Origin of the sequence: Tabrizicola sp., from assembly GCF_034366665.1 — a bacterium.
Taxonomy (GTDB): Bacteria; Pseudomonadota; Alphaproteobacteria; order Rhodobacterales; family Rhodobacteraceae; genus Tabrizicola.
This window is the reverse complement of record NZ_JAXMMF010000101.1, coordinates 34,906-44,502: the sequence shown is the minus strand read 5'-3', so window position 1 is coordinate 44,502 and position 9,597 is coordinate 34,906. Positions and strand designations below refer to the sequence as shown.

The window sequence follows — 9,597 nt, the reverse complement described above, 5'->3', positions numbered from 1 at the left end:
CGGGACTGCGGATCGCCGTCCACCGGGTTACGGGCCAGCAGCAGGAAGCCCCCGGTTCCCTGCCGCCGCGCCGAGGCGGCCTTGAGATAATCGGCACGCTTGGTCAGCACGCAAAGCGAAACCGCCGGAGAGCCTGTGGGCGCTGCGGCAGCGATGCCTTGGCCCTGGGTCTCCGGCGGTGTCATGTGCTTGTCCTGACGCCCCTCGGGGCGCGAAATCAGGCGGTCAGCTTGTGACGGCCCTTGGCGCGGCGGGCGGCCAGGACCAGACGGCCGTTCTTGGTGGCCATGCGCGCACGAAAGCCGTGGCGGCGCTTGCGAACCAGGTTCGACGGTTGAAAGGTGCGCTTCATCGCGGCTCTCCATTAGACTTGCCCGAACCCGGTAGATTCCTATGCGGATTCGGGGGGCCCATAACTTGAAGCCCGTCCTTTACGGGCGGTTTCGACCCAAGTCAACGCAGGCCACGCTGATTTCCTGCAACATTTCACTTCGGCAGCCCGGGAAATGTTTCACTCTGCCCGGGATCGCCCCGCGACGGATCAAGGCCGCGTGAAACCCCTGTCGCCGAGACGCGTCCTGCGCCATGTTCGGCGCCTGATGCAAGGACCTGACATGCCCTCCCCTTCCGCGACCTCCGATGCCCGCTCGTGGCTGAAGCGCCTGCCGATCCTGGTGATTCTGGCGGCGGCCCTTCTGGGCGCCGTCGCGCTGCGCGATGAGTTGAGCTTCGAGACGCTTGCTCGCCACCGTGAGGACCTGCTGGCCTTCCGCGATGCGCATTACCTTTGGGCCGTGCTGGGGTTCCTGGCGGCTTATGTGGGGATCGTGGCACTAAGCCTGCCCGGAGGCACGGTCGCAACGCTGACGGGCGGGTTCCTTTTCGGCCTTTTCCCCGGCGTCTTGTACAACGTGGCGGGCGCGGGTGCCGGGGCGGTCCTGGTGTTCCTGGCCGCGCGCAGCGGGTTCGGTGCGGCCCTGGCGCAAAAGCTGGAAACGGCGGGCGGCAAGGCGGCAAAGCTGCAAGCGGCTCTGCGCGAAAACGAATGGTCGGTCCTGTTCCTGATGCGCCTTGTCCCGCTGGTGCCCTTCTTCATCGCCAACCTGATCCCGGCCTTCGTGGGCACCAGCCTCGTCCGCTTTGCCGTCTCGACCTTCATCGGGATCATTCCCGGGGCGCTGGTCTTCACCTCGGTCGGGTCAGGCCTGGGCGAGGTTTTCGCGCGGGGCGAGGCTCCGGACCTGGGCATCATCTTCACGCCGCCGGTTCTGTTTCCGCTGCTTGGTCTGGCGGCGCTGGCGGCGCTGCCTATGCTGATCCGGGCCATCAAGGGAGCGCGCTGAATGCAGCGGATCGAGACGGATATCTGCGTGATCGGGGCCGGCTCTGGCGGCCTGTCGGTTGCGGCCGGGGCGGTGCAGATGGGCGCCCGCGTCGTGCTGATCGAAGCGGGCGAGATGGGCGGCGACTGCCTGAACACCGGCTGTGTTCCTTCGAAAGCGCTGATCGCCGCGGCCAAGGCAGCCCAGGCGCAGCGGCACGGGTTCCGCGGGGTTGCTCCGGTTACCCCTCAAGTGGATTTCGGCGCGGTGAAGGATCACGTGCAGGCGGTGATCGACAAGATCGCCCCTGTCGACAGCCAGGCGCGGTTCGAGGGCCTGGGCTGCACGGTGATCCGCGCCTTTGCCCGGTTCACCGGCCCGCGGGAGGTCGAGGCAGGGGATACGGTGGTCCGCGCCCGGCGTTTCGTGATCGCCACCGGCTCGCACGCGCTGGTGCCGCCGATCCAGGGGGTGGAAACGGTCCCCTACCTGACCAACGAGACGATCTTTGGCCTGCGTGACCGACCGCAGCATCTGATCGTCATTGGCGGCGGACCCATCGGCGTGGAAATGGCGCAGGCGCATCGGCGGCTGGGTTGCGAGGTGACGGTGATCGAGGGCGCGCGGGTCCTGGGCCGCGAGGACCCCGAGCTTGCGGCCGTGGTGATCGCCGCGCTGCAAGCCGAAGGGATCACCCTGGTCGAAGGCCAGCCGGTCGTGCGACTGTCGGGCTGCGACGGGGTGGTCGAGGTCACGTTGGGCGACGGTCGGCAGGTCACGGGCTCGCACCTCTTGATGGCCGTCGGTCGCAAGGTGGCGCTGGAGGGGATGAACCTGGAAGCGGCGGGCGTGGCCTACACATCCAAGGGTGTCACGGTAGACGACCGGTTGCGGTCGTCGAACCGGCGCGTCTATGCGGTGGGCGATGTGGCGGGCGGCTTGCAGTTCACGCATGTCGCGGCCTGGCACGCGGGGATCGTGATCCGCCAGGCCGTTCTGGGCCTGCCCGCAAAGGCCGACCCGCGCGCCCTGCCTCGGGCCACCTATACCGACCCCGAACTGGCCCAGGCGGGTCTGACCGAAGCCGAGGCGCGCAAGCTGCATGGCGACAAGGTGACTGTGGTGCGGGCCGAGTTCGCCCACAACGACCGCGCGCTGGCCGAGGGCAAAACCAAGGGGATGATCAAGGTCATGGTCGTCAAGGGACGCCCCGTCGGCACCAGCATTGTCGGGGCGCATGCGGGGGAACTTGTCGGGCTTTGGGCGCTTGCCATCTCGTCCAGACTGAAGATGTCGGCCATTGCCGCGATGGTTGCACCCTATCCCACACTGGGAGAGGTTTCCAAACGCGCGGCGGGCGCCTATTTTAGCCCCAAGCTGTTTGAAAATCCGACGTTGAAGCGCCTGGTCAGGGTCGTGCAACGCTGGGTTCCATGAAGCCGGACAAGGAAGGTTCGGGTGGCCGAAAGACGGAAGAGATTTCTCAAGACGCTTTCGGGGCGCTTCCTGATGCTGACGGTCATCTTCGTGATGCTGGCCGAAGTGCTGATCTTTGTCCCCTCGATCGCCCGATTCCGGGCCGACTTCATGCTGACCCGGCTGAAGCAGGCTCAGATCGCCGCGCTGACCCAGCTTGCAGCCGAAGACATGGTCTCGCCCGAGCTGGAGGCCGAACTTCTGGCCAATGCCGAGGTCTACAACGTCGTCCTGCGCCGCGACGAGGTGCGGCAGCTGGTGCTGTCTTCGCCCGTCCCCGGCGAGATCCATGACACCTACGACCTGCGCATGGCCGGCCCGTGGGAGCTGATCCGCGACGCCTTCGCGGTGCTGTTCGACCCGCAGAACCGGATTGTGCGGGTGATCGGTTACCCCGTTCAGGACGCGGGCACCCTGATCGAAGTGACGATCGAGACGAAGCCCCTGCGCGCTGCGATGCTGGACTATGGCTTGCGCATCCTGATCCTGTCGGCGCTGATCTCGATCGTGACGGCGCTTTTGCTGTTCCTTGCGGTGCAGCGCCTGCTGGTCACCCCGATCCGGCGCGTGGTGCATCACATGAAGACCTATGCCGAAGCGCCCGAAGATGCACGCCGGGTGATCGAACCCAACGCGGATGTCGAAGAGCTGCGCTCGGCGGAAGAGGCTCTGCAGTCAATGCAGATGCAGTTGACCAATGCACTGCGCCAGAAGGAACGGCTGGCGCAACTGGGCGGGGCCGTGGCGAAGATCAGCCATGACCTGCGCAACATCCTGACCACGGCGCAGCTTTTCGCCGACCGGCTTGAGGGCAGCGCCGATCCTATCGTCGCCCGGGCGGCCCCGAAGCTGATCAACTCGATCAGCCGGGCGGTGTCCTTGTGCGAATCGACCCTGGCTTTCGGCAAGGCCGAAGAACCCCCGCCACAGCTCCGCCGCCTGAACCTGGCCCAGTTGGTCGGCGAAGTGGCCGAGGGCGAGGCTCTGGTGGCCGAAAGCGCGATCACCTGCCTGATCGAGGTGCCGCCGGGCCTGATCATCCGCGCCGACGGCGAGCAGCTGTATCGCGTCTTGTCCAACCTGATCCGCAACGCCCGGCAGGCCATCGACGCGACCGGCCAGCCCGGCACGATCGAGATCTCGGCCGGCGAGGACGAAAGCGAATGGTGGATCAGGGTCGGCGACACCGGCCCTGGCCTGCCCCCAAAGGCGCGCGAGCACCTTTTCGCGGCCTTCCAGGGCGGGGCGCGCAAGGGCGGCACCGGCCTTGGACTCGCCATCGCCGCCGAACTGGTCCGCGGCCACGGCGGCCGCCTTGACCTTGTGCGCAGCGACGCCGACGGGACCGAGTTCGCCATCCATCTGCCGAAGGAAACAACCGACCCCGCCCCGTGATTTCGCCCTTGCATTGCCCGCCGCGCAAGGCTACATCGCCCGGCATTGCGGACCCGTAGCTCAGCTGGATAGAGCATCAGACTACGAATCTGAGGGTCGGGCGTTCGAATCGCTCCGGGTCCGCCATCCTCCCTTCAAAACAAACCCGAACCGGCGCCGTGTCGGTGATTGTCTGGTCATTTCATCCCGGACATCAAGGTCGCATCAGCATGGCAAGGCAGCGTGTCTGGGCCCCGCTCTTCCTTTGCAGGTCCACCATCTGCATGCCGTCATCCTTGACGAACTCGATGAACAACTGGTTCAGCGACTGGAAAACGACAGTGCCCAGGGTCGTTGGGTCAACCTCGGCCCGTATCAAGGCACGCCTCGCAAGTTCGGTCAGAAGATCGCAGACCTGTGCTGCAAGCATCGCGTCAAGCCGCGTGTAGTGACGCGAGAACGGCGTTCCCGGCGCCTCGATCGAGATCGCCATGGCCTTCCGCCACATCTCTTTCGACAGATACATCAACGAGTGGTCATAGTAGAGCCGGATCAGGCCGATCAGGGCGTCCTCGACGTCGGGTGGCGGGTCGACCACCACAGCCCGCCCCGCCTCCAGCACTTCCTCGACCTCCATCGACACGATGGCCAGCAGAAGATCACCCTTGGTCGAGAAGTAGTTGTAGCACGTCCCGGCCGACACCTCGGCGGCAGCGGCAATGTCCTCGATCCGCACGGCGTCATAACCTTGCATGCGAAACAGGCCCGAGGCCGCTTCAAGAATGCGCCGCGTGCGGTCGGCCTTCTGTCTTTCGCGCAGACCGGTCATGCGGTTTCCAGATCGCCCATTATTTGATGTTGACTTCAAAATTGAACGAACTCAATTCTTTTCGCAAGCGCCCACCAGAGGCCCCCAACATGGAGATGACGATGACCCGCACGCTGTCCGCCCTTGCCCTTCTGCTGACCGCCACCCCCGGCCTTGCGCAAGAGCTGAACGCGCTGGTCTGGTGCGACCACACCGACCCGGCGCTGATCGAGCCGTTCGAACAGAAGTTCGGCGTGAAGGTGAACCTGAAGGAATATGAGGGCACCGCGGCGGGCCTTGCGATCCTGGACCAGTCGCAGCCCGGAGACTGGGATGTCCTGGTGATCGACGCCGTCGACGTGAAGCGCGCGGTCGAGGCGGGGCACCTGGCCGAGCTTCCGGCCGACAAGCTGCAGACGGCGGACTTCTTCCCCGAGCTGGTGATGGCCGAGAACAACGTGGTCGATGGCAAGACCTACGCCGTGACCGAGAAGTTCGGCTACAACACGATCAGCTACGACAAGACCAAGGTCGATCCGGCCGACATGGAGGACATGGCGGCCCTCACCTCGGGCAAGTATGACGGCCGGATCGGGATCTACGACTATTACCTGCCGGTCCTGGGCCTGGTGGCGCTGGGTCAGGGGATCAACACCGCCGACATCTCTGCCGAGAACCTTGCAGCGCTGCGAGACCCGCTGATGGCGCTGCGCAAGGCCTCGAAGCAGGTCTCCGACGTCGTCTCGGCCCAGACCGCCCTGGCGACCGGAGAGGTCGACATCGTCGTAGGCGGGGGCGAGTGGCTGACGGCGGTGCTGGCGGCGGACAACGCGAACCTCGACTGGACGATCCCCAAGCAGGGCGGCCTGCGCTGGGCGCAGTCGATCGGCGTCGTGGCAGGCTCCACCCAGCCCGACCTGGCGCTGGAATTTGTGAACTACATCACCTCGCCCGAAGGCCAGGCGCGGCTGGCGACCTCGTCCTGCTATTGGGGGATGCCCGCCAATGCCAAGGCTGGCGATGTGCTGACGCCCGAGCAGAAGGCCGTGCTGCGCTGGGACCAGCAGCCCGAGTTCCTGACGCGCGCACAGCTTTACCCGATCCCCGATGCCGCCCTGGACACGGCGATGCAGGACCTCTGGACCGAGATGCTGGCGCAGTAATATGGGCCTCGGCGCCCGCGACCGCCGTCAGGCTTGGGGCCTTCTGGCCCCGGCGCTGATCTGGACGGCGGCCTTCTTCGTGCTGCCGTTCCTGGCGATGATCGCCCTCTCCTTCGCGCAGATGGAGGGGCGCGAGGTGGTCCGTGGCCTGGACCCCGGCAACTACATCCGCATCTTCACCGATCCGGTGATGCTGGGCGCGCTGTGGAACAGCCTGGAGATCACGGTGGTCGTCACCGTGATCTCGGTCGTCCTGGCCTACCCCCTGGCCGCGATCATCGCGTTTCGCGTTCCTGCGCGCTGGCAACGCCTGGCGCTGCTGCTGGCGGTGCTGCCGTTCTGGACGTCCTACGTCGTGCGGTCCTATTCCTGGCTTCTGGTGCTGGGCCAGAACGGGGTGGTCAACAAGGCCTTGCTGGGGTTGGGCCTTATCGCCGAGCCTTTGGAGATCGCCTCGACCCGCGCTGCCACCGTGATCGGCTTCGTCCATTTCTTCGTCATGCTGCTGACCCTGACGATCTACGCGAACCTGATCCAGCTTTCGCCGAACTATGCCCGCGCCGCGCAAGACCTTGGCGCCAGCCGCTGGCAGACGTTCGTCCACGTCATCCTGCCCCTGACCCTGCCGGGGGTCGTGACCGGGGCCTTCCTGACCTTTGTCCTGTGCATCGGCGACTACATCACGCCGCAGATCCTGGGCGGCAACACCGAGTTGACGCTGCCGCAGCTGATCATGCTGCAACTGGGCCGCAGCGGGAACTTCCCGCTCGCCTCGGCGCTAAGCGTGGTGCTGATGGCGGTGGTGACGCTGGCTTATTTCGCGTCAAGCCGCTGGCTGAGGCTGGACCGGGTGTGAGGGGCCGCTCGTCGATGACTTCGTCACTCCTCGCTTGCGTCACACCGACGAGAAGCCGAAGGCGCACGAGGAGGGTACCGGGGTGATACGCGTCCTCTCCTGGGCCTACCTTGGCATTGCCTATGCCTTCGTCTTCCTGCCGGTCGCCGTGCTGGTGGCCTTCAGCTTTCAGGACGGCCGCCTGCCCGTTCCGCCCTTCAAGGGTGTGACGCTGGACTGGTACGCGAAGATCCTGGGCAACGACGACCTGACCTCGGCTCTCCTCAACTCGCTGATCGTCGCCGTCGTCTCGTCGCTGATCGCGCTTGTCCTGGGCTTCCTTGCCGCCCATGCCCTGGCGCGGGTCCGCCTGCCCGGATCGGCACTGATGCGGGGCGTCCTGATCGCGCCGATGACGGTCAGCTACCTGATCATCGCATTGGGCCTCCTCAGCCTCTTCAACCTGACCGGCGTCCGGCTTTCGCTTCTGACAGTCGGCATCGGCCATGTCGTCATCAACCTGCCCCTTTGCTTTGCCATCACCTATGCCGCGATGGGCGACCACCAGCGCGCCGCCGAGCGTGCCGCCCGCGACCTTGGCGCGCCCGAATGGAAGGTGCTGACCCTCATCTCCGCCCCCATGCTGGCCGCGCCCCTGGCGGCTGCCTTCTTCCTGTCGGTCACCTTCTCCTGGGACGAGTTCATCATCGCCTTCCTTCTGACCCGCTTCGACGTCACCTTGCCGGTGGAAATCTGGTCGATGCTGAAATCCGGCCTTTCCCCCGCCACCAACGCCGTGGGGTCGCTGGTCTTCCTCGTCTCGGTGACCCTGGTGATCCTTCTTGAACTTACCGTCTTCCGGAACCGCAAATGACCGCCGCCGTCTCCATCCAGACCGTCTCGCAACGCTACGCACAGGCCACCGCATTGGACCGGGTAAGCCTGGAGATCGAGGCGGGGGAGTTCGTCGTCCTTCTTGGACCCTCGGGCTGCGGGAAGACCACGCTTCTGAACCTGATCGGCGGGTTCACCGAACCGACCGAGGGGGCCATCCTGATCGGCACCCGCGACATGGCAGGTGTTGCGCCCAAGGACCGGCCAACCACCACCGTCTTTCAGGACTATGCCCTCTTCCCGCACATGACGCTCCGCGACAACGTGGCCTTCGGCTTGCGGATGCGCGGTGTGGACCGCAGCAAACGGTCAGAGAAGGCCGAGGCGATGCTGGCCCTCGTCGGTCTTGAAGGCCGCGGCGACCGCCGCCCGCATGAGCTGTCCGGCGGCCAGCGCCAGCGCGTCGCCCTGGCCCGCGCGCTGGCGGTGGAACCCGAGGTCCTGCTTCTGGACGAACCCCTTGGGGCACTGGACCTCAAGCTGCGCCGCCAGATGCAGGATGAGCTGAAAGCCATCCAGCGCCGGGTCGGCACGACCTTCATCCACGTCACCCACGACCAGGAGGAAGCGATGGCCATTGCCGACCGCATCGTCGTGATGAACGCAGGCCGGATCGAGGATCACGGCCCCCCGCGCGAGGTCTACCTGCATCCGAAAACCCTTTTCACGGCCGGTTTCATGGGCGAGGTGAACCGCATCCCCGTCGCCAACGGTCAAGCCCCATTCGGCCCCGTGCCGGTGTCTGACGGCATTTTGTGCATCCGCCCCGAGGCGTTGTCCGCCCGCGGCACCCTCCACATCGGTCTGTGCAAGATCGAAGAGGCCGCCTTCTTCGGCACCCACATCCGCGCCCATGTCAGCCCCCTGACCGCGCCCGACTTGCGGCTGGTGGTGCATCTGCCGCAGTCTCAGCTGGTCAAGCCCGGCGGAGTGCTGGATCTTGGCGCCGAAAGTCATGTGGTGCTGACCGAATGAGAGCGAAACCCGAAGACTGGTGGCGCGTGCGCAAGCTGGATGACGGCGTCACGCATATCGACGAACCCCATATCCGCGAGTTCTACCGTTGCAACGTCTGGCACGTCCGGGGCCGCGACAGCGACATGCTGGTCGACAGCGGGATGGGCGTCGTCTCGCTTCGCAACCATGTTCCCGTGGTCACCGAACGCCCGCTGCAAGCCGTCGCCAGCCACACCCATTTCGACCACATCGGGCTGCACCACGAATTTCCCTGCCGCCTCTGCCACGCCGCCGAGGCGCATCTTCTTCGCGCGCCCACGCGCGAGAACACCCTCGCCGACAAGTATGTCACTGACGACATCTTCACGACCCTGCCGCCCGAACCGTACCGGTCCGAGACCTATGCGGTCAAAGCCGCACCGGTGCAGCGCATTCTGTGGGACGGGGACGTCATCAGTCTGGGCGACCGTTCGTTCGAGGTGATCCATACGCCCGGACATTCCCCCGGGGGCATCGCGCTGTGGGAGGCGGCGACGGGCATCCTCTTCTCGGGCGACATCGTCTATGACGGTGAGCTTATCGAAGGCACCAGCGACATCGAACGCGTGCAGTACATCGCATCGATGCAGCGCCTTTTGCGGCTTCCGGTCCGGGTTGTGCATGGTGGGCACTTTCCCAGCTATTCCGGCCAGCGGCACCGGGAAATCATCCTTGACTGGCTTCGGGTGAAGGGACTTTAGCGCGGCCTGCGGGGCCAAAGCCCGCCAG

At 65.7% G+C, this 9,597-nt stretch carries 10 protein-coding genes, 1 tRNA gene and 1 pseudogene; 9 read left to right on the top strand and 3 right to left on the bottom strand.

Annotated features, from left to right (window positions below):
- Both U1E69_RS13965 and rpmH read right to left on the bottom strand, forming a co-directional pair.
- A pseudogene (locus tag U1E69_RS13965) lies at nt 1-185 on the bottom strand (ribonuclease P protein component); the annotation flags it as partial.
- A 32-nt stretch (nt 186-217) separates the two neighbouring features.
- Nucleotides 218-352 (bottom strand): 50S ribosomal protein L34, encoded by a 135-nt coding sequence (gene rpmH / locus U1E69_RS13960; protein ID WP_103259146.1) that lies wholly within the window; start codon nt 350-352, stop codon nt 218-220.
- Between the two features lie 262 nt (nt 353-614).
- Here rpmH and U1E69_RS13955 point away from each other — a divergent pair, with 262 nt between their 5' ends.
- The 4 genes from U1E69_RS13955 to U1E69_RS13940 all read left to right on the top strand — a co-directional run bounded on the left by U1E69_RS13955 (nt 615) and on the right by U1E69_RS13940 (nt 4,319).
- Complete coding sequence (locus U1E69_RS13955; RefSeq protein WP_322244980.1) at nt 615-1,343, top strand: TVP38/TMEM64 family protein; 729 nt, start codon at nt 615-617, stop codon at nt 1,341-1,343.
- On the top strand, nt 1,344-2,759 hold the full coding sequence (locus U1E69_RS13950) for a dihydrolipoyl dehydrogenase family protein (RefSeq protein ID WP_322244979.1): 1,416 nt from the start codon (nt 1,344-1,346) through the stop codon (nt 2,757-2,759). It abuts the gene before it with no gap.
- Nucleotides 2,760-2,831: 72 nt separating this feature from the next.
- Nucleotides 2,832-4,193: a HAMP domain-containing sensor histidine kinase gene (locus U1E69_RS13945; protein ID WP_322244978.1), complete on the top strand. Its 1,362-nt coding sequence runs from the start codon at nt 2,832-2,834 to the stop codon at nt 4,191-4,193.
- 49 nt (nt 4,194-4,242) lie between these two features.
- A tRNA-Arg gene (locus U1E69_RS13940) sits at nt 4,243-4,319 on the top strand.
- 67 nt (nt 4,320-4,386) lie between these two features.
- Here U1E69_RS13940 and U1E69_RS13935 read toward each other — a convergent pair.
- Nucleotides 4,387-5,001, bottom strand: coding sequence for a TetR/AcrR family transcriptional regulator (locus U1E69_RS13935; RefSeq protein ID WP_322244977.1), 615 nt, complete (start codon nt 4,999-5,001; stop codon nt 4,387-4,389).
- Nucleotides 5,002-5,102: 101 nt separating this feature from the next.
- Here U1E69_RS13935 and U1E69_RS13930 point away from each other — a divergent pair, with 101 nt between their 5' ends.
- The 5 genes from U1E69_RS13930 (at nt 5,103) to U1E69_RS13910 (ending at nt 9,569) form a co-directional block, all read left to right on the top strand.
- Nucleotides 5,103-6,143: a spermidine/putrescine ABC transporter substrate-binding protein gene (locus U1E69_RS13930; protein WP_322244976.1), complete on the top strand. Its 1,041-nt coding sequence runs from the start codon at nt 5,103-5,105 to the stop codon at nt 6,141-6,143.
- 1 nt (nt 6,144) lies between these two features.
- Nucleotides 6,145-6,999, top strand: a complete 855-nt coding sequence (locus tag U1E69_RS13925; RefSeq protein ID WP_322244975.1) for an ABC transporter permease — start codon at nt 6,145-6,147, stop codon at nt 6,997-6,999.
- Between the two features lie 82 nt (nt 7,000-7,081).
- Nucleotides 7,082-7,852: an ABC transporter permease gene (locus U1E69_RS13920; protein WP_322244974.1), complete on the top strand. Its 771-nt coding sequence runs from the start codon at nt 7,082-7,084 to the stop codon at nt 7,850-7,852.
- The gene (locus tag U1E69_RS22620; protein ID WP_416200286.1) at nt 7,849-8,847 is read left to right on the top strand and encodes an ABC transporter ATP-binding protein; all 999 of its coding nucleotides are present in this window, start codon (nt 7,849-7,851) and stop codon (nt 8,845-8,847) included. The genes U1E69_RS13920 and U1E69_RS22620 overlap by 4 nt, the downstream gene beginning before the upstream one ends.
- The gene (locus U1E69_RS13910; RefSeq protein ID WP_322244973.1) at nt 8,844-9,569 is read left to right on the top strand and encodes an MBL fold metallo-hydrolase; all 726 of its coding nucleotides are present in this window, start codon (nt 8,844-8,846) and stop codon (nt 9,567-9,569) included. The genes U1E69_RS22620 and U1E69_RS13910 overlap by 4 nt, the downstream gene beginning before the upstream one ends.
- Nucleotides 9,570-9,597: the final 28 nt, after the last annotated feature.

Bases quoted from the DNA above. Each gene is read 5' to 3' on its own strand.
- rpmH (WP_103259146.1), bottom strand. From the start codon at position 352: ATGAAGCGCACCTTTCAACCGTCGAACCTGGTTCGCAAGCGCCGCCAC.
- U1E69_RS13955 (WP_322244980.1), top strand. From the start codon at position 615: ATGCCCTCCCCTTCCGCGACCTCCGATGCCCGCTCGTGGCTGAAGCGC.
- U1E69_RS13950 (WP_322244979.1), top strand. From the start codon at position 1,344: ATGCAGCGGATCGAGACGGATATCTGCGTGATCGGGGCCGGCTCTGGC.
- U1E69_RS13945 (WP_322244978.1), top strand. From the start codon at position 2,832: ATGCTGACGGTCATCTTCGTGATGCTGGCCGAAGTGCTGATCTTTGTC.
- U1E69_RS13935 (WP_322244977.1), bottom strand. From the start codon at position 5,001: ATGACCGGTCTGCGCGAAAGACAGAAGGCCGACCGCACGCGGCGCATT.
- U1E69_RS13930 (WP_322244976.1), top strand. From the start codon at position 5,103: ATGACCCGCACGCTGTCCGCCCTTGCCCTTCTGCTGACCGCCACCCCC.
- U1E69_RS13925 (WP_322244975.1), top strand. From the start codon at position 6,145: ATGGGCCTCGGCGCCCGCGACCGCCGTCAGGCTTGGGGCCTTCTGGCC.
- U1E69_RS22620 (WP_416200286.1), top strand. From the start codon at position 7,849: ATGACCGCCGCCGTCTCCATCCAGACCGTCTCGCAACGCTACGCACAG.
- U1E69_RS13910 (WP_322244973.1), top strand. From the start codon at position 8,844: ATGAGAGCGAAACCCGAAGACTGGTGGCGCGTGCGCAAGCTGGATGAC.